This window comes from Terrimonas alba, assembly GCF_042434975.1.
Classification (GTDB): domain Bacteria; phylum Bacteroidota; class Bacteroidia; order Chitinophagales; family Chitinophagaceae; genus Terrimonas_B; species Terrimonas_B alba.
This window is the reverse complement of record NZ_JBHMQM010000005.1, coordinates 256598-274900: the sequence shown is the minus strand read 5'-3', so window position 1 is coordinate 274900 and position 18303 is coordinate 256598. Positions and strand designations below refer to the sequence as shown.

General features: G+C 41.4%; 18 protein-coding genes. 9 read left to right on the top strand and 9 right to left on the bottom strand.

What is annotated here, in order from left to right; all coding sequences use genetic code 11:
- Window positions 1-3: 3 nt before the first annotated feature.
- Both ACFEL9_RS16100 and asnB read left to right on the top strand, forming a co-directional pair.
- Entirely contained in the window at window positions 4-651 is a 648-nt protein-coding gene (locus ACFEL9_RS16100; RefSeq protein WP_385892109.1) for a DUF2911 domain-containing protein, read from the top strand.
- Window positions 652-727: 76 nt separating this feature from the next.
- Window positions 728-2596 carry an asparagine synthase (glutamine-hydrolyzing) gene (asnB, locus tag ACFEL9_RS16095; RefSeq protein ID WP_385892106.1) on the top strand — a complete coding sequence of 623 codons (1869 nt, stop codon included), beginning with the start codon at window positions 728-730 and terminating at the stop codon, window positions 2594-2596.
- A 59-nt stretch (window positions 2597-2655) separates the two neighbouring features.
- Here the strand turns inward: asnB and ACFEL9_RS16090 are convergent, their stop codons facing one another.
- Window positions 2656-3102 (bottom strand): hypothetical protein, encoded by a 447-nt coding sequence (locus tag ACFEL9_RS16090; RefSeq protein WP_385892103.1) that lies wholly within the window; start codon window positions 3100-3102, stop codon window positions 2656-2658.
- Window positions 3103-3434: 332 nt separating this feature from the next.
- Here ACFEL9_RS16090 and ACFEL9_RS16085 point away from each other — a divergent pair, with 332 nt between their 5' ends.
- The 4 genes from ACFEL9_RS16085 to ACFEL9_RS16070 all read left to right on the top strand — a co-directional run bounded on the left by ACFEL9_RS16085 (window position 3435) and on the right by ACFEL9_RS16070 (window position 5929).
- Window positions 3435-4574, top strand: coding sequence for a cystathionine gamma-synthase (locus tag ACFEL9_RS16085; RefSeq protein ID WP_385892100.1), 1140 nt, complete (start codon window positions 3435-3437; stop codon window positions 4572-4574).
- An 85-nt stretch (window positions 4575-4659) separates the two neighbouring features.
- On the top strand, window positions 4660-4806 hold the full coding sequence (locus ACFEL9_RS16080; RefSeq protein WP_385892097.1) for a lmo0937 family membrane protein: 147 nt from the start codon (window positions 4660-4662) through the stop codon (window positions 4804-4806).
- Window positions 4807-4833: 27 nt separating this feature from the next.
- Window positions 4834-5595: a TIGR02757 family protein gene (locus ACFEL9_RS16075; protein ID WP_385892095.1), complete on the top strand. Its 762-nt coding sequence runs from the start codon at window positions 4834-4836 to the stop codon at window positions 5593-5595.
- 4 nt (window positions 5596-5599) lie between these two features.
- Window positions 5600-5929 carry a hypothetical protein gene (locus ACFEL9_RS16070; protein WP_385892092.1) on the top strand — a complete coding sequence of 110 codons (330 nt, stop codon included), beginning with the start codon at window positions 5600-5602 and terminating at the stop codon, window positions 5927-5929.
- Between the two features lie 31 nt (window positions 5930-5960).
- Here ACFEL9_RS16070 and ACFEL9_RS16065 read toward each other — a convergent pair whose 3' ends face one another.
- Window positions 5961-6689, bottom strand: coding sequence for a sterol desaturase family protein (locus ACFEL9_RS16065; RefSeq protein ID WP_385892089.1), 729 nt, complete (start codon window positions 6687-6689; stop codon window positions 5961-5963).
- Between the two features lie 4 nt (window positions 6690-6693).
- The gene (locus ACFEL9_RS16060; protein ID WP_385892086.1) at window positions 6694-9297 is read right to left on the bottom strand and encodes a bifunctional glycoside hydrolase family 9 protein/polysaccharide deacetylase; all 2604 of its coding nucleotides are present in this window, start codon (window positions 9295-9297) and stop codon (window positions 6694-6696) included.
- 130 nt (window positions 9298-9427) lie between these two features.
- Between ACFEL9_RS16060 and ACFEL9_RS16055 the strand changes: the two genes are divergently transcribed.
- Together ACFEL9_RS16055 and ACFEL9_RS16050 are read left to right on the top strand one after the other, a co-directional pair.
- A complete protein-coding gene (locus tag ACFEL9_RS16055) occupies window positions 9428-10435 on the top strand; it encodes a fumarylacetoacetate hydrolase family protein (protein ID WP_385892083.1) in 1008 nt (335 codons plus the stop codon).
- Between the two features lies 1 nt (window position 10436).
- Window positions 10437-11321: a flavin reductase family protein gene (locus ACFEL9_RS16050; RefSeq protein ID WP_385892081.1), complete on the top strand. Its 885-nt coding sequence runs from the start codon at window positions 10437-10439 to the stop codon at window positions 11319-11321.
- Between the two features lie 153 nt (window positions 11322-11474).
- On the opposite strand, the gene ACFEL9_RS16045 is transcribed toward ACFEL9_RS16050, so the two are convergent.
- The gene (locus tag ACFEL9_RS16045; RefSeq protein ID WP_385892079.1) at window positions 11475-12191 is read right to left on the bottom strand and encodes a DUF4197 domain-containing protein; all 717 of its coding nucleotides are present in this window, start codon (window positions 12189-12191) and stop codon (window positions 11475-11477) included.
- 217 nt (window positions 12192-12408) lie between these two features.
- On the opposite strand from ACFEL9_RS16045, the gene lysS reads away from it, so the two are divergent.
- Window positions 12409-13944, top strand: coding sequence for a lysine--tRNA ligase (gene lysS, locus ACFEL9_RS16040; protein WP_385892078.1), 1536 nt, complete (start codon window positions 12409-12411; stop codon window positions 13942-13944).
- A gap of 52 nt (window positions 13945-13996) precedes the next feature.
- On the opposite strand, the gene ACFEL9_RS16035 is transcribed toward lysS, so the two are convergent.
- The 5 genes from ACFEL9_RS16035 to ACFEL9_RS16015 form a co-directional block, all read right to left on the bottom strand.
- Window positions 13997-14278: a hypothetical protein gene (locus tag ACFEL9_RS16035; RefSeq protein ID WP_385892075.1), complete on the bottom strand. Its 282-nt coding sequence runs from the start codon at window positions 14276-14278 to the stop codon at window positions 13997-13999.
- Window positions 14279-14395: 117 nt separating this feature from the next.
- Window positions 14396-15217, bottom strand: a complete 822-nt coding sequence (locus tag ACFEL9_RS16030) for an SDR family oxidoreductase (RefSeq protein ID WP_385892072.1) — start codon at window positions 15215-15217, stop codon at window positions 14396-14398.
- Between the two features lie 331 nt (window positions 15218-15548).
- Window positions 15549-16124: an LPS export ABC transporter periplasmic protein LptC gene (lptC, locus tag ACFEL9_RS16025; protein ID WP_385892069.1), complete on the bottom strand. Its 576-nt coding sequence runs from the start codon at window positions 16122-16124 to the stop codon at window positions 15549-15551.
- Window positions 16117-17538, bottom strand: a complete 1422-nt coding sequence (gene bamG, locus ACFEL9_RS16020; RefSeq protein ID WP_385892067.1) for a BamG family beta-barrel-assembly machinery protein — start codon at window positions 17536-17538, stop codon at window positions 16117-16119. Before bamG ends, lptC begins: the two co-directional genes overlap by 8 nt.
- Window positions 17510-18238 (bottom strand): type III pantothenate kinase, encoded by a 729-nt coding sequence (locus tag ACFEL9_RS16015; protein WP_385892064.1) that lies wholly within the window; start codon window positions 18236-18238, stop codon window positions 17510-17512. The genes bamG and ACFEL9_RS16015 overlap by 29 nt, the downstream gene beginning before the upstream one ends.
- Window positions 18239-18303 lie beyond the last annotated feature (65 nt).

Genomic DNA, 18303 nt, shown 5'->3' with positions numbered 1-18303 from the left:
TATATGAAAGTGATCAAACAAAGTGCGCCTGTATTCCTTCTTTTAAGTTTTATTATTGCTTGCAACCAGGAAGAAAAAAACGAGCCGGTAGAAAAAACAATAAAACCCAGGGATTCTGTAATTAACACTGTTCCTGAAAACAACACGGTTAATACTTATGCCAGTGTCGATATTTCTCCCATGGACATGAGTTATTTTCCGGTGGATTATCCAAAAATTAAAATGGCTAATGGTGGCAAAATTCCCCCGCCGGTAGCAAGAGTCATTTATAGCCGGCCACATTTGCAAAGGCGGGCATTATTCAATGGTATTTTAAAATATGATGAACTCTGGCGGCTTGGGGCCAATGAGGCCACAGAAATTGATTTTTACCGAAACGTTACCATCCAGGGAAAAAAAATAAAAGCCGGGCGGTATATTTTGTATGGTATTCCTCACGTAGATAAATGGACGATCGTATTAAATAGCAATATTGATACCTGGGGCCTTAAACAGGATACCACCAGGGATGTAGCCCGTTTTGAAATTCCGGTAAGCACAAATGGATCTTCGCTTGAATACTTCACGATGGTTTTTGAAAAAGCAGATAAAGGTGCTAACCTGGTCATCGCCTGGGCCGATGTTCTCGCTAAGCTTCCTATCGAATTCTGATTGAATGCAAGGTGATGTTTGCCTCGTATTACCCGGTATCTAACCGCCGCTCACAATTATTTTCGATATTTACAATATGTGTGGCATTGCCGGAATTATTAATCACCAACCAGGCGAAGAAAATCGCTCCTCGCTGAAGCAACGGCTTTGCTCCATGACACAATCCCTTGAACACAGGGGGCCGGATGGAGAACGAATATGGACCAACAGCAATGGCTCCGCCGGCCTGGGGCACCGACGTCTAGCCATCATTGATCTTAGCGAACAAGCATCACAACCGATGCACTATGATCCAGCTGACCGTTATACGATTGTTCACAACGGCGAAATCTATAATTATCCTGAATTACGAAAGGAACTGGAGCAATATGGATTTACATTTCGTACACAGTCGGATACCGAGGTGATATTGGCAGCCTATGCCCATTGGGAAGATGAATGTGTTGAACATTTTGACGGCATGTTTTCTTTTGCGATTTGGGACGAAGAAGAGAAAGAACTTTTTGCTGCCCGTGACCGGTTTGGTGAAAAACCTTTTTTCTATCATTTTGCGAACAACGAATTCTGCTTTTCATCTGAAATGAAGGCGTTGTGGGCCGCGGGTGTGCAACGATCAGTAAACCTGAAAATGTTGTTCAACTTCATCACCATCGGTTACGTAGACAACCCGGAGCGACCCGAAGAGACTTTTTATGAAAAAATTTTTAAACTTCCTCCTGCCTCACGGCTCTATTATAGCCAGGTATCCGGCGAACTAAGTATTGAAAAATATTGGGATATTGATACTGAAGTTGAAAACAGCTCTATTACAGATACGCAGGCGATAGAACAATTCACTTACCTCTTTATAAAGTCTATAAAAAAACGTTTAAGAAGTGACGTAGCCGTTGGCTGCTCTTTGAGCGGGGGCCTTGACAGCTCTTCAATAGTTGCCGCAATTTCTCAACTCAACACGCAAGCCGGTCCGCTCAATTCGTTTACAGCAATATTTCCGGGGTTCGAAAAAGACGAACAAGTATTCGCCAGCCAGGTGGCCAGCCAATTTCAATTGCAACAGCATCAACTGGAAATTACGGCTGACGACCTCATTCTGAATTGGGATAGTTTTATGCATCACCAGGAGGAACCCGTATCATCCGCCAGTGCCTTTATTCAATACAAGGTTTTTGAGCTGGCAAAAAAACAAAATATAAAAGTGCTTCTCGATGGCCAGGGTGCTGATGAGGTGCTGGCAGGCTATCATAAGTATTACAAATGGTATTGGCAGGAACTTTTTCAGAGGCGGAGACTGATTAGAAGTAAAGAAATTCCTGCTGCCAGGAAAATCGGTGTTGCCGAAGAATTTGGTTTTAAAAATATAATGGCTTCTCTGCTGCCTGACCTTGCGGCTGTCATATTGGAAAAACAATATCTTTTTAACGCTCTTAATCATGAACACCTGCATGAAGATTTTATTCAACTTCAAAGTAAGGAAGCTTATTATACAACGCCTGACCTTGGAACACTGAACGGCATCTTATATTTCAACACCTGCATCCATGGGCTGCAGGAGCTGTTACGCTATGCCGACAGAAATTCCATGGCACATGGCCGGGAAATACGGCTACCCTTCTTAAGCCATGAATTGGTAACTTTTATTTTCAGTCTGCCACCGAATTTTAAAATCCGGGATGGATGGACAAAATGGTTATTGCGCCAGGCGATGCAACAAAAACTACCACATGATATTGTTTGGCGAAAAGATAAGGTTGGATTTGAACCGCCTCAAAAGAAATGGATGCAACACAAAAAAATACAGGATATGATATTCGACAGCAGAAAAATACTGGTCAAAGAAAAAATACTGTCAGCAACTGCCCTGGCCAGGCCAGTACGGCCATCTGCTGCCTATGAAGTTAATACAGACGACTGGCGTTATTTAACAGCAGGCTGGCTTATGCAATGAAAAATGCCCTGCTAAAAGCAGGACATTTACACTTTAGGGTTCTGCTAAAACACCAAAAATTATTTGTCGGCTCTCTTGAATTTTTCGCTTTCCTGCAGGTTGCCGTACACATCAGTCTTAACGATATACCAGTGCTTTTCATCTTTAAGATTGATAGTAAAGCTTACTTCATCTTCCGAAGATGATTCGGTAACACCTGTTATTTCCTTGCCAGCATATTTCTTTTTCAGTTTGGCAACAATATTTGGCAACAATTCATTTTCTGAATAATAGCGGATAGTTCTTATCAGCTTTCCATCTTCAGAATACTGGGCTCTTATCTGGATAAGATTTACTTTAAAATTTGCCTGTGCATAATCGTCATACTCGTGCCAGCTTACATCTTGTGCCGAGGCAAACGTTTCGTTGAAGGCTTTTAATATTTTGTCATTTACTTTAGAAGGAACCGGGGCGGCTATTGCGACAAATCCTGTCAGCAAGAAGGCCAGGACGAGTACTTGTTTCATAATTTATTCGGTTTTGAATGATTAATTGATTACTGACATAAAACTAAAAGCCAGCAGAAGCAAAGGCAAGCGATTATCCATTACTGGTATTCAACCCTGTTGCACGTGAAGTATGTATAAAATCACAAAATGTACCCAAGCCATTTAATGAGGATTTGAAAAACTAATTTGCCGGCATGAAACATGATTTCTTATTTTCAAAAAACAACCCTAAGCAATTGTTAAAGGGATAGAGTGGAGGATGAATGGCAAACCGGCTATCGGCAAAACTCTTTATTTATTATTTCCCATCTTTGTAGCTATCCTAAATACTTTTTTAATCAATCATTGATATGAAGCTAGCGACTAAGTTTATTCATGCGGGCGCAGTACCTGATCCTTCTACCGGAGCAATCATGACGCCTATTTATCAAACCTCCACTTATGTACAGGAAGCGCCGGGCAAGAATAAGGGCTTTGAATATGCCCGCAGCCAAAACCCCACCCGGAAGGCATTAGAGGAAGCACTGGCGGCCATTGAGAATGGTAAGTTTGGCTTAGCTTTTAGCAGCGGTGTTGCTGCCACAGATGCCGTCATTAAATTATTGGAACCAGGCGACGAAGTAATTGCAGCCAGCGATATGTATGGAGGCACTTACCGGCTTTTTACAAAAGTGTTCGAAAAATTCGGGATCAAATTTCTTTATACCGATACAACCAATACGGGGAACATAAAAAAACTGGTAACATCAAAAACGAAACTGATCTGGTTGGAAACACCAACCAATCCATTGATGAATATAACCGACATCAAAGCAGCAGCCGATATTGCAAAAGATGCGAAGGCCCTGCTTTGTGTTGACAATACATTTGCATCACCTTATTTACAGAATCCTTTGGATCTTGGCGCCGATATAGTGATGCATTCATCCACGAAATACCTGGGCGGCCATAGCGATGTAATTCAGGGAGCACTGGTCATGAATGATGTCGAGCTAAGGGAAAAATTATATTTTATTCAAAAGAGCTGCGGTGCTGTTCCCGGCCCTATGGATTGCTTCCTGGTATTGAGAGGTATTAAGACATTGCATGTAAGAATGCAACAGCATTGCTTAAATGGGGAAAAAATTGCCCATTGGCTGCGCAATAATCCGGCAGTCGCAAAAGTATATTGGCCCGGCTTTCAAGACCAGCCTGGCTATGCAATTGCCAATAAACAAATGCGTGGATTTGGCGGAATGATCAGCTTTACATTAAAAGATGATAGCGTAGAAAATGCCATGAGAGTTTTGTCATCAACGCACCTGTTTTCTTTGGCGGAAAGCCTTGGGGGTGTAGAATCACTCATCAATCACCCTGCATCCATGACACATGCTTCCATTCCAAGAGAAGAACGATTAAAAAACGGACTGACCGATTCATTGATCAGGTTAAGTGTGGGTATCGAAGATGCTGACGATCTGATAGCCGACCTTGACCGGGCAATCGGGTAGGACATTTCACATCCGGGTTTGGCATTGTATCTGCAAAGTATTAATAGAAATAAATTGCTTTTGCTCATTCTTAAATTTATTTACTATGCTTTACATTATTGCTGTAATCCTGATAATTGGTTGGCTCCTGGGCTATTTCGTTTTTTCCGCAGGCGGACTTATTCATATTCTTCTGGTTATTGCGATTATCGCAATAATACTTCGCCTGATCAGGGGCGACCGGGTGCTTTGACAAACATAAAGTGGTTTAACTTTATGCATGGATATTAAAAACCTGAAAGATTTTTTCGATAAGAAGGTTGATGAATACAATCAACCTTTTTTTATTAAGGATGATCCCGTTTCTATCCCTCACCTGTTTACCAAAAATGCAGACATTGAAATAGCGGGATTTTTTGCAGCGATTTTCGCCTGGGGCAACAGAACTACCATTATTCAAAAATCCCTGGAATTGCTAAAGAGAATGGACATGCAGCCATACGAATTTTGTCTGAATCATGATTTGGGAGGATTAAAAAGATTATCTGGATTTAAGCACCGAACGTTTAATGATACTGATCTTCTCTACTTCGTTGACTTCTTTAAATATCATTATAGTAAACAGGATAGCCTTGAATCAGCTTTTACTATGCATGGTGACACCATTGAAAAAATGCTAACTGGCTTCCATCATTATTTCTTCTCGCTCGAACATATTCCCAATAGAACGAGGAAACATATTGCCAGTCCTGAAAAAGGTTCAACGTGTAAACGGCTGAATATGTTTTTACGCTGGATGGTTCGCAAAGACAATAAAGGTGTTGACTTTGGCATTTGGAAAGACATTTCACCTTCGCAGTTGATCTGCCCGATCGACCTGCATGTTGCAAGAGTGGCGAAACGCTTTAACCTACTGCAAAGAAAACAAGTTGACTGGCAGGCAGCTGTTGAATTAACCGGTTATCTGCGTAAATTGGATAAAGATGATCCCGTGAAGTATGATTTTGCACTTTTCGGTTTAGGGGTAATTGATAAATTTTAACCCGATGTTCGCTGCAGACAAAAATATTATTGCGGCCATCAATTCAACATTTGGCGTGGCATTGCCTGAGAGTATCTCTTTAAATAACTTGAGAGAAGAACTGGCCGCATATATTAATACGCTTGTTCAAAGTGATTTTAATAAATTGGTTCAACTACTTTACAGGATCGATGTCAATGAAGCAAAATTGAAATCTATGCTAAAGCAAAATTCCGGCGCCGATGCAGGGCTGATCATTGCCAACCTTATCATCGAAAGACAAATACAAAAACTACAGTCCAGGAAATCTTTTACGAAAAAGGACGATGAAATTAACGAAGACGAGAAATGGTAACTTAATAAAAAGGAGGACTTGCCTCCTTTTACTAATTTTTTCTTTTTTCAAACATGAGGTCCTTCACTTTTTCTTTATCCTCTTTTTCTTTTTTAAGATCGAACATGGTCCCAAATACGTGGTCCCAAATAGTGGAACTCACGCCAAAACCATTATGCTCGTTTTTATAGTGATGCAGGTGATGATTGCGCCAAAGCCCTTTCATCCATTTGAACGGCGGGTTCCATGCATGAATAGCATAATGCATGGTACCATACATGAGATAGCCTAAAATAAAGCCGGGAAAAAACATGAATGTGTTTTCACGAATCAACAAATACATTAGACCAAAAATAGCTGAAGCGATGATAATGCTTGGAACCGGCGGCATAAACAAGCGTTGCTTATCTCTTGGATAATGATGGTGATTGCCATGCAAAGTGTAAGAAATCTTTTGCGCTACCGGATTTTCACTCACCCAATGGAAAATAAACCGGTGTGCGATGTATTCGAAAAAAGACCAGAAAAACATACCACCCAAAAAAGTAAGGATGACTCTTGACAGGGAATAATCCAATTTTGTATTGCTATAATAAAGCATATAAGCGATAACGGGCAAATACATTCCCCAAATTACCAGCGGATGCGTTTTGGTCAGCATTTCCAGGTAATCATTTTTAAAGAGGCGTGCCTGACCTTTATTATTAATTTTCTCGAAGTGCATGCCGCAAAGATAGGAAAAACCAAATGTGGCGTACGGCTTTACAACGCTGCCATACATGATTTTAATCAAGCTTTAAGAGTTGATCAACCGTCTGGAACTGATATCCTTTTGCTTTAAGATATTTTATTAACCCAGGCAATCGCTTATAAAATTTATCGGTACGCCCTGGTTCAGTGCCAACATGCATCAGCAGGATAAAACCGTTTAGGCCTGCCGGTTTTGTTTGTTCATAGTTGATGATGGAAGTATAAATCTCTTCACTGCTCCGGTAATTCTTCATACCAGGCGTCGTATAATCGGCGTGACTTAACGTGCCTGAGGTAAAGTTGATCAGTTGCAATCCCATTCGCTTTGTCCAGGCCGCTATTGAATCATTATACCATTCATAAGGCGGAAGAAAAAACTTGGCCATTCCTTTTGTAACTCCTGCTTTGTTCATCTCCGCATAGTTCTGCAACAAGTCTTTTGTAAACTGTTCGTTGGAAACAAGTAAACTATCCCGTTTATTCCAGTCACAATACAATAAATGCTTATCGGAATGAGCACCCAAATAATGTCCTTCATTTTTTAACTGCTGAACCAACTTCTTAAATAAATTGTTACGATAAAAATCTCCTGTAAAGAAAAAAGATGCCCTAACCTTTTCTTTTTTTAATGACTGAATAATTTCATCGGCTCCATCGGCAAACTCATGACCGGTAAAAACAACAGCCAGTTTCCTTTTCGTTGTATCGCCACGAATGATTGCGCCATGAGACCTACGCCAATCCCTTCCGAAGTGGGTTTTGCCAGGCTCTTTATTACTTAATGATTCTTGGAAAGTCTCCCCGTTGGGGGGAGATTTAGAAGGGGCCGTCTCTGCCTCCTTCGCAGCCAGCAAATAAATCAATGAAGCGGTACCATCCATGGTAGGCTCATTGGTACTGTAATCCCCATAATCATCATGATAAACCACGAGGTCGCTTTGAAACTCAGCATATTCATCTGGATCGTTTAGCGTAATTCCGATCAGGTTCTTATAAATATTTCCATACACGGGTCCATCAACAAGGCCCCCATCAATGGGATAATTTTTTAAATGTGTAAATGCAGAGTGCGGATCAACAGGCGTATCACCCCATGATGGCAGGCCGTACACCATGCTTGTGCCCCAGGGGTTGCAACCAAAGAGCCAGTCAAAGTTTGCTTGCTCCAGTTCTGAAAAAGTTTTATCACCAGTCAACTCTCTGTACCAATAACATTGAATAGCGAAAGAGGTGGTCAGATTATTGCTGCACCAGATAAAAGGAACACCGCGATAGAAAGCGTTTGTTTTTGCTTTGTTCCAAACTCGTTTAATGCCTTCTTTGTAATAGCCGACAATAGTATCTCTTTCTTTGCCTTTTAGTTGTTTCGCCAATTCATAATGTCCAATATTAATAAACGGATACCATTGGTAATGCTTTGCAGTGTCCATTCCCAGCCAGGGAGTAAGGGGTTCTTGAATGGCATAATTAAAACTATTATCCAAATAAGATTCAATTCTGTCAATACGGTTCAGCAGCGTTCGATTATAAGCAGCAAAAGCTAACTCGATATCATCTGTCCAATTATCTTCAGCATAGATATAAGGCGATTTGACAGATGCTGTTTGAGTGTTACCTAATTTTTTTTTGCCAAAATGTAAGGCAGTAACTGCTTTATTGGAAAGCCTTTTTGAATACTGTTTGTCAATTCTTTCAAACATTTGGCTGCCTAATGAAAACGAGGCGGAAAATTTTCCTCCGGCAGAAGAAGTCCCTTTGGTACTATTCATAAACTTCCCTCTCTGCTGTGGCTCACCGCTTACAAAATAAACCGGTCGTTGATTGCCTCTGCCATATTGCGTATCTTCTTTGGGAATACGCATACCGATATGATCCCGGTCATCAGCTATCTGGTTAAACATCCAGTCATCTCTCGGGTGCATTTTTAATAACCAATCCAATCCCCATTTGGCTTCATCCAATACATCAGCCAGTCCATTTCTACCATCCAGGCCATTGGCCAGTTTTTCATCAGTGAATACTTGCGGAAAATCCCGGTACGACATCAATAAATGATACGTAGCATTTGCAGACGTGGTGGAATATTGCAAGTAATCAGATGCATCATGCCAGCCACCGACAACATCAATCCGTGTGCTGTCTTTGATGCCAGCCTTTTCGCCATACAAAACATAGCCATCCTGTGTATGACAACTATCTTTCAGAAAAGGATTAAACCCTGATCGTTGCTGGCGCATATAACGCAAACAAAAATCGGCGGCGCCTTTGTAAACATTGTCACCAATTTCAAATTCAGGAGATTTAGCACCACCTGCCTGCAGATAATATCGTCCGGGCTTTTTGAAAAAAGAAAAGTTTAGACGGTAAGTTTGTTTAAATGGTCCATATTCGCCAAATGCTTTTCCAACCTTACCGGAAGTAGCAATTTTTTTTGTGATCGCATCAACCAATTGCCAATTGCTAACACTTCGGCTATCGCTCAGTGTCGATTGTTCTTTACTTCCCCATACAGCCACCTTTATTCCATTTGGAGTATAGCCTAATTGATTAATTCTGATCCAGGCTTTTGGAACTTCCTTTTCCTTTTTCCCGGTTGTAGTAAATGATAACAGTAAAACAATAAACAGCAATCGATACATAACGATACTTTCAATTGAAAATGGAAAAGTTACACAACTTTGATCATTCCGTACCATGCGTTTATTTGCGTGTAGCATTTAATAATAACTAAAAACTTTTCCTTTCTTTGCTGGCAAATTGAATGCTGTTATGAAGCTAGTTACCTACCTTAAAGACAATCACGAGCAACTGGGCGTTTTGATCAATGGGTTTGTGTATGACATGGAAGTGTTGCATCCCGATCTTCCCAACAGTATGAATATGTTTTTAACGTATTGGGAAGACTCTTACCCCGTGGCCCAGGCTGGTGCATTGATGCTGCAGGAAGGAACAAGAACAAGCAATAAACGACAATCCATAAACGAAGTTCAACTGTTAGCCCCTGTACCTTTTCCCACTTCCTGTCGCGATGGGTATGCGTTTCGCCAGCATGTGGCGGCCGCCCGTCGCAATCGTAAGGCAGAAATGATCCCGGAGTTTGATCAATACCCGATTTTTTATTTCACCAATCATCACAGCATACAGGGGCCCGGCGAGGTCAGGTGCATGCCGGATCATTTTGAAAAATTGGATTTTGAGCTGGAAGCAGCCATTGTTATCTGTAAACATGGGCGAAACATAAGGGCCCACGAGGCCGATGAATATATTGGTGGTTTGATGATCATGAATGATTTGAGTGCCCGGCGACTACAAATGGAAGAAATGTTACTTAATCTTGGTCCTGCAAAAGGAAAAGATTTTTCAACAGCAATCGGACCATGGCTAGTTACGTTGGACGAATTGCATGAGTTTGAAATCTCTTCAAAAGAAAATCATGTTGGAAAAAGCTGGAACCTTGAAATGAAATGTTGGGTAAATGGTCAAAAAATAAGCGAAGGCAATTTGGGCGATATGGATTGGACCTTTGCAGAAATTATTGAAAGAGCTTCTTATGGCGTAGACCTGTATCCCGGCGATGTAATTGGTAGCGGCACGGTAGGAACCGGTTGTTTCCTGGAATTAAATGGCACAGGCAAATTGAATGATCCTAATTATATTGAGCAATGGCTGCAACCAAATGATATTGTTGAAATGGAAATTGATGCATTAGGAAAATTGAGCAATACGATTGTTGCGGAAGACACAGACTGGAGCATACTGAAGCAAAAAAAAGCGTAGAATGGTTTTTGATTTAAAAGATTTAAAACCTGCTGAAAAGCAATATTACCTGCAGCATGTGATTGCTCCCAGGCCTATTTGTTTTGCTTCCACCATCGATAAAGCAGGGAATGTAAACCTCAGCCCCTTCAGCTTCTTCAATCTATTTTCTACTAATCCGCCTGTTGTAATCTTTTCACCTTCCAGGCGAGTGAGAGATAATACTACCAAGCATACATTACAAAATATACTGGAAGTACCGGAAGTGGTGATCAATATCGTTACTTACGATATGGTGCAACAAACATCTTTAGCCAGTTGTGAATTTCCAAAAGGAGTAAATGAATTTGTAAAGGCTTGCTTTACCCCCGTACCTGCCACAATGGTAAAGCCGCCGATGGTAAAGGAAAGTAAGATAAATCTTGAATGCAGAGTGCTTGAAGTAAAACCACTAGGCACCGAAGGCGGCGCCGGCAACCTGGTGATCTGCGAAGTAATGAGAATGCATATTGATGATTCGCTACTCGATGCCGATAAAAAAATAGATCAGCGAAAGATCAATCATGTGGCAAGGCTGGGCGGCGACTGGTATTGCGTAGTGAATGAAAACAATCTGTTTCAGGTAGAGAAGCCGAATACACAAGTAGGTATTGGAATTGATGCATTGCCTGAAAGCATACGGAACAGCAAAATACTTTCAGGCAATGACCTGGGACAGCTAGCCAATGTGCAGGAGCTACCGGTTATCAATCCTTCCTTTGATGATGATCATTTAAAGCAGATCATTCAATACTATAATCTCAATCCCGATGAGATGGAAAGAGAACTTCACCTGCATGCAAAAAAGCTATTAAGCAAAGGAAAAGTGCAGGATGCATGGCAGGTACTACTGGCTAGTGCCCAGTGATCCGGTTAGGATAGAAGAGGTGTGAGCTATAAAACGGTTTATATTGTTAGTTACAATTGGCATCATTCAGGAATGACAAATGATTTTAAATAAAAAAACAGCAGTTGGTTTTTTGCAACCATACCTGCTGTTTCAATTCAATTGAACTTATGATTAATTTCCTCCAAACACTTTCTTCAAAATATCACTTGTCCTGGCCAATGGGTTAGCCCTGATATTCGCTTCTTCTTTGGCTACCTGGTCAAACAAAGCATCGACCGCCTTGCCTACCACAAAAGAGGTAAGATCCGGATCTACTTTTTTAAATGTCGTAGGAAATTTATTGTAGGTCGTTACTATATCATCGTAATATTTGGTGGCTTCTACCTTGTCCAATGAAGTTTGGACAGAGGGGGTAAATGCTGCAATCAATTTTTGAGAAGTCTTTTGCTTGAAATATTGCGTTGCGGCATCTTTATTTCCTTTTACAATATTCAAAGCATCCGTCAGTGTCATTTCTTTAATCGCATCCACAAAAATGGGTTTTGCAAAAGCCACTGCATCTTCAGCACCCCTATTAATGGCAAGAATGGCTTTATCTACCTGCGCACCCATACCAGCACTTCTCAACGTAGTCTCTATTTTTTTCGCATCGGGTGGCAGCAGCATTTTATAGATTTCGCTGCCAAAAAAGCCATCGGTCTTATTCAGGTTCAACACGGCATTGGTTACCCCCTGGGTCAGGGCTTCCTTTATACCCTGGCCCGCCTCTGCCTCAGAAACGCCTGAACCTGTCACTTTTGAGAGAATTTTTGGGACCTTAAACTGGGAGTGAGCAGTAGCTGGTAAAAGGCCTGCCGACAATGCAATTGCAACAATAAAGGTTTTCATTATAAGTTATTAGGTTTAAAAAGAAGATCAAATTACCCGTTGGACATTGGATTTCCAACGATCTTACTCTTCTTTGACGATACTTTAAGGCTTTTAGTACGCAGCCAGGGAAATTTCTTTCTAAATCATGCGGATTATTACCCATTCAATCAGAAAAGTCAATCTTTGCTCTTCAACCCCCAACCAGTACCTTTGCCGCAATTTTGAAAACAGCGTAATGAGTACACAACAATTGTCCGAACAGGAACAACTCCGCCGCGAAAAACTGGCTGAACTGATCATGATGGGAATTGAGCCTTACCCGGCGCCTTTATATCCCGTAAACTCCAATTCAGTTTATATAAAACAAAACTATTCGGAAGAAAGAAAAGAGGAATTTGCAGATGTATGCGTCGCCGGCCGCATCATGAGTGTGAGAGATATGGGGAAAGCCAATTTTGCCGTGATACAGGATGCGTATGGAAAAATTCAATTGTATATCCGCCGCGATGATATTTGCCCCGGAGAAGACAAAAGCCTGTATGATATTGTTTGGAAAAAATTGCTGGATATCAGCGATATCATCGGTGTCAGAGGATACGCATTTATTACCAAAACAGGCGAAACATCTATCCACGTGAAGGAACTTACGCTGCTGAGCAAATCGTTACGGCCACTGCCCATTGTAAAGGAAGCGGAAGGACAGACCTTTGATGCCGTTACGGACCCCGAGTTTCGCTATCGCCAGCGCTATGCCGACCTGATCATTAATCCATCGATCAAAGAAACCTTTATCAAAAGAACAAAACTGATTAACTCTATCCGGGAGTTCTTAAATGCTAAAGGCGCCCTGGAAGTGGACACACCGGTATTGCAAAACATCCCGGGTGGTGCTGCTGCAAGACCTTTCATTACTCATCATAATGCCCTGGATGTTCCTTTCTATTTGCGTGTGGCCAATGAGTTGTACCTGAAAAGACTGATCGTGGGTGGTTTTGACTGGGTATACGAGTTCAGCCGCAACTTCCGCAATGAAGGCATGGATCGCACCCACAACCCGGAATTTACGATTCTTGAATTTTATACGGCATACAAAGATTATTTGTGGATGATGGAAACAACAGAGCAACTGCTTGAAAAAGCGGCACTGGATGTTTGCCATTCAACCGATGTACAGGTGGGCGACAAAACCATTTCTTTTAAAGCGCCTTTTAAACGAATCAGCATTTACGATGCGATAAAGGAACATACCGGTTTTGATGTAAGCCGCATGAATGAAGAGCAATTGCGTTCAGTTTGTAATCAATTGCAAATTCATGTTGATAATACGATGGGAAAAGGCAAACTCATTGACGAAATCTTTGGTGAAAAATGTGAGCATCATTATATACAACCCACGTTTATCATTGATTATCCCGTTGAAATGAGCCCCCTGACCAAAAAGCACCGGGACAAACAAGGCCTGGTGGAGCGTTTTGAACTTATGATCAACGGTAAAGAGATAGCGAATGCTTACACCGAATTGAATGATCCTATCGATCAGCGGGAGCGATTTGAAGAACAGGTGAGGTTGATGGAAAGAGGAGATGATGAAGCTATGTTTATTGATTACGATTTCTTAAGGGCGTTAGAATACGGTATGCCTCCAACATCCGGAATTGGTTTTGGGATAGACAGGTTGTGTATGTTACTGACCAATCAACCCTCCATCCAGGATGTGCTTTTCTTTCCGCAGATGCGACCCGAAAAAATACAGGAGCAGGTTACTGAATAGTCCTAAAAAATCCATCTGCCGCGGCAGATGGGTTTTTTACTTATGTGGATGATCAGGAATTCGGAGTTTCTTCTACCACTTCAAGCTTATTATCTGCTGAAAACTTATCCCGGTAAGCCTGGAATTTTTCGCTTAGATCGTTCACGGATTCAATTCCCCTGTCAATACTTTCGTGAACATCGGGTAAAGACTGATCAAGCAGTTGAACACCCAGGTTTATATTTTCCGCTTCGATCTGCGACACTTTTTTAAGCACGGAGGTCTGGCTATTCTTCAGATCATCCAGTTCCCGCAATATTTTGTCCATCATTTCGAGCTTTTGCCTTTTTTCCATAATTGAAAGTTTTAGTATGGAAAACAAAGACTATGCAAAAAAAGTCGGCCGGGAATAATAAATTTTTAATTCACTGATTATCCGTCGTTAGAATTACAACGATATTTCCCGGACTGCTCAATCAACAAATAAATCTCTGTATAATTTTGCCCCTTCTACAACTGAATACTTACTTAGATCAGTAATGCCTTCGTTTGCAAATACTTCCTCGTCAATAAAGCAATTGCCAGTACACTGAGCAGAAGGTTTGCGGAAAATATAATAAGCTGCATCGGCTAATATTTCCGGGGTACGGCTCATTTTGGCCAATGCTTCGCCACCCAACAAGTTTCTTACCGCTGCTGTGTCGATAGTTGTTTTTGGCCAGAGTGCATTGGAAGCGATATTGTAGTCTTTCAACTCGGCAGCCCAACCCATCGCCATCATACTCATATTATATTTAGTAATCGTATATGCGATATGGCCCTTCAGCCATTTTGGATCCAGGTTAACCGGCGGTGATAAAGTAAGGATATGGGCATTGGAAGATTTTTTTAAATGTGGAATGCAAGCTTTTGTTACAAAAAAAGTTCCCCGAACATTGATGTCATGCATTAAGTCAAAGCGTTTGGGGTCAGTTTGTTCGGTGGCTGTCAGTGATATAGCCGAAGCATTATTTACCAAAATATCAATGCCTCCAAACCTTTCAACCCCCCTGTCCACCACGTTTTGTATTTGATCTTCAAAGCGTATATCACATTGTATGGCCAGGGCCTGTCCGCCGATCTTCTCCATTTCTTCGGCCGCAGAAAAAATGGTACCGCCCAATTTTGCATTTTCTTCCACAGATTTTGCCGCAATGATAATATTGGCTCCTTCCTTTGCAAGACGAAGTGCTATAGCTTTGCCAATACCGCGGCTGGCTCCGGTAATTAATACAGTTTTGTTTTTCAAAGACATAGCAATTGATTTTGAAACTGGAAGATACAAAAACAGGTGATGCTCGCAGGTGTTTTCATCGTAGATATCCCTTGTTAGCAGTAAATTCAATAGTTAAAGAATCTGTAAAAATTGCTCTGGCACTAAATGAAAACGTAGATTAGTTTTGGGACTGTAGTTGATCGATACCAATTACAGTCCGTTTTAAGCGTCCCGTTTTTGATCCAAATATCCAACAACTGAAAAAGCCTTTAAGGCTCGTCCTAATGAAATTCAATCCCGCTCTCTTTAGGAGCGGGATTTGATATTTTAATACCTTTACTAGTCTCAGATGAAACTTCTTTTACCAGGTTTATTCAGGAAAACCGCTGTCGGCAATTTTTACCACGCCTAAAGGCGATTTAAACTTCACCATTTTCAGGTCCTGCGTTGCCTCCATTCCTTTGCCACCTGTAATGTCATTGCCGGGCGACCGGTAAGTCGCCACACTGTCTGTATAAAAAATTGCTTTATTTTGATCCCACCAAAGATCATGGCATCGCAACGTATCCCCTTTTACAGTTATGACTACCACGCTATCACGCAGGTAAACTTTGTTATGGTTCTCAAAGTATTTTCCATACTTAGCATCGAGCCTTGTTTCAATTTTTGTACTGTCATCATAAAAATCAACATGGAGCTTTTTGGGAAACTCGACATATTGCGTATCTGCCATAACCCGCAACATTAATGGAGCTACCAGCCTGGCCTTCATCACACCTCCCTGGCTCATATAGCTTTCCACGTTGATAGCTTCTTCCTGCATCACTTTATTCCTGGTCCATTTATCAATTTCCTCCTGGCTATTTTCACAACTAACAAAACAGCAGCTCAATAATAGGGCTGCTGCAGTAAAATACTTCAATATGGAGGGGACCCCGTTAGTCATATTTTCTTTTTGTAAACCAAAGATCGCTTAGCGAAAAGCCGGCCGATAACCTGAAGAGATTTTCTTTTAACACATTGTCATTGCCCCCACGTTTGATAAACTCAAACGCCAGGTTGATCAGGGTATACTGTTCATTCTGCCGGTTATAATTACGTAGCGGCAATCCCATGCCAAATGACGCTCCAAATACAGGTATTTTATTATCGTTAAAACGGATATACTCAGGACCAAAAAAAGCACCGGCCCTATAGGCTACGTTGCTGAAATAATTTGCTTTAGGGATGGGTCTCAACTGTGTTCCTATTCTTAATTCCCATTTATCCCGCACCGATGGATCGGCCTGTCCATAAGTCCGGTAATCGGTCCATTTAGTATTTGCATAATCAATCCCGATTAACCAACCGGCTTTTTTGGCAGATACAAATCTCTCCAAAACAAAACCAGCGGTATAAGAGCTTGGGTAAACAATAGGCCCTTTTAAATTCTTTTGATCCAATACACTGTCGATCCTGATATTACCGGTTGATTCGTCAAAAAAATAAGTTTCGCGGATAATATCTTTTGAAGCGTCGAGGTCCTGTTTCCAGTTACCATTTAAACCAAAGGTCAGGTAGAGATCTGGCTTCAACTTGGTTTCATACTGAAGACCTGCATTGAAATACAGGCTGCCGTAGGTTGTCTTGGTTTGAAAGTTTCCACTGGTATATTGTATCGAATCATTGAAGATTGACCGGCGAACACTATAATCTTGCTTTCCAAAAAGATAGCCACCATTGATGCCCAAACTAAGAGCTTGTGTCTTGCTAAAATTGATTTTGAAACCTGTTCCGGCTGACGCAAGATAGGAACCGCCATCGCCCTGGTTGACAGTGACCGCCGTATCAATATAGCTGCCTGAACCGGGATCTGTTAGCCGTTCAATCTTGTTGATATTATAACTGATCCTTGTTATGGGTCGCAAGCCAAAGCTAATTCCCCAATTGGGCCGGATCGGCAGGCCAACCTGTACATGGGAAAACAAGGCATTACTGGCAGAGAACTTTTCGGTAACATTTGGCTCCCGTAAGGTTCGGTTTTCAAAATTTAGCCCAATATCGAGAATTGCCCGCCCCTTGGCTATTTTTTTAGCAGTTTGTTCCTTTAAGGTTTGAAACGAACCATAAGAAGCCGGGTTATTAAAATTGATAGAGAGAACGTCAGCGTAGCCCGACGAAATGCTGCCCATTCCGCGGCTGTTTATATTAGTTGAAGGAACAATATCACCTAGCCCATAACGGCTGTAAGGTGAGTTATCCTGGGAAAAAACGTGAACAGAACTCAACGAAAAGCAGGCAATTAGCAGGAGGTTTATCTTAATCCGGGAAACTTTTAACACATTGATTTTCTTAGAGGTTATTAACTTCGCTGATGGCATAAAGACCCTTAAATATTAAATCGGGGTCTGCAAATATCTTGTTTTTAAGGTGCGAAGCCAAATGCACTATATCTCCCCCGGTTAACACCACGTTAAAGTTGTCGAATTTTTTAGCGTATTCGTCGATAAAACCATCGATTTCGTAGGCAATTCCGAGCACAGCTCCGCTTAACATGTTGCTTTTGGTATCATAGCCTATCAACGGCACGTTACTATCTGCCTCTACCAAAGGAAGTTTGGCAGTAAAATAATTCATTGCTTTTAAACGCATTTCCATTCCCGGCGATATACCGCCACCAATCAATTCGTGATACTTATTGATAAAATTATAGGTGATGCAGGTACCCAGGCCGATAACAAGATTATTGCGGCGGGGATAAAAATGGACAGCGGCTGCAGTCAGGGCCAACCTGTCCGCTCCGATTGTTTCAGGCTTACCGACAGGAGTCGTGAAAGCAAGCTTGGTTAAATGATTAACCCGATGAAATTTTGAATGTTTTGCCAACAGTTCTTCCATAGCCGGATTATGATCGATCACCGACGACAGGATCGATTTGCGGGGACTAAAATCATTAATCAGGGCTTGAATTGTTTGATCCGAATCGTCTTTTAGTACGATTATTTTTTCTAATCCGGCGTTTTTGAAAACAGCGCATTTGCGCCGGGTATTTCCAAAATCAAAACAGAGAGTGACTGACACGAAAATAAAAAGTTTGAATAAAAATATGATTTTTAATGGCATAAACAGATAACTCGCCTATACGC

Excerpts from the sequence above, each read along its gene's own strand:
- ACFEL9_RS16065 (WP_385892089.1), bottom strand. The coding sequence starts at position 6,689 with ATGTATGGCAGCGTTGTAAAGCCGTACGCCACATTTGGTTTTTCCTAT.
- lptC (WP_385892069.1), bottom strand. The coding sequence starts at position 16,124 with ATGACTAACGGGGTCCCCTCCATATTGAAGTATTTTACTGCAGCAGCC.
- ACFEL9_RS16060 (WP_385892086.1), bottom strand. The coding sequence starts at position 9,297 with ATGTATCGATTGCTGTTTATTGTTTTACTGTTATCATTTACTACAACC.
- ACFEL9_RS16070 (WP_385892092.1), top strand. The coding sequence starts at position 5,600 with ATGTTCGCTGCAGACAAAAATATTATTGCGGCCATCAATTCAACATTT.
- ACFEL9_RS16050 (WP_385892081.1), top strand. The coding sequence starts at position 10,437 with ATGGTTTTTGATTTAAAAGATTTAAAACCTGCTGAAAAGCAATATTAC.
- lysS (WP_385892078.1), top strand. The coding sequence starts at position 12,409 with ATGAGTACACAACAATTGTCCGAACAGGAACAACTCCGCCGCGAAAAA.
- ACFEL9_RS16090 (WP_385892103.1), bottom strand. The coding sequence starts at position 3,102 with ATGAAACAAGTACTCGTCCTGGCCTTCTTGCTGACAGGATTTGTCGCA.
- bamG (WP_385892067.1), bottom strand. The coding sequence starts at position 17,538 with ATGCCATCAGCGAAGTTAATAACCTCTAAGAAAATCAATGTGTTAAAA.
- asnB (WP_385892106.1), top strand. The coding sequence starts at position 728 with ATGTGTGGCATTGCCGGAATTATTAATCACCAACCAGGCGAAGAAAAT.
- ACFEL9_RS16080 (WP_385892097.1), top strand. The coding sequence starts at position 4,660 with ATGCTTTACATTATTGCTGTAATCCTGATAATTGGTTGGCTCCTGGGC.
- ACFEL9_RS16030 (WP_385892072.1), bottom strand. The coding sequence starts at position 15,217 with ATGTCTTTGAAAAACAAAACTGTATTAATTACCGGAGCCAGCCGCGGT.
- ACFEL9_RS16035 (WP_385892075.1), bottom strand. The coding sequence starts at position 14,278 with ATGGAAAAAAGGCAAAAGCTCGAAATGATGGACAAAATATTGCGGGAA.
- ACFEL9_RS16085 (WP_385892100.1), top strand. The coding sequence starts at position 3,435 with ATGAAGCTAGCGACTAAGTTTATTCATGCGGGCGCAGTACCTGATCCT.
- ACFEL9_RS16075 (WP_385892095.1), top strand. The coding sequence starts at position 4,834 with ATGGATATTAAAAACCTGAAAGATTTTTTCGATAAGAAGGTTGATGAA.
- ACFEL9_RS16100 (WP_385892109.1), top strand. The coding sequence starts at position 4 with ATGAAAGTGATCAAACAAAGTGCGCCTGTATTCCTTCTTTTAAGTTTT.
- ACFEL9_RS16055 (WP_385892083.1), top strand. The coding sequence starts at position 9,428 with ATGAAGCTAGTTACCTACCTTAAAGACAATCACGAGCAACTGGGCGTT.
- ACFEL9_RS16045 (WP_385892079.1), bottom strand. The coding sequence starts at position 12,191 with ATGAAAACCTTTATTGTTGCAATTGCATTGTCGGCAGGCCTTTTACCA.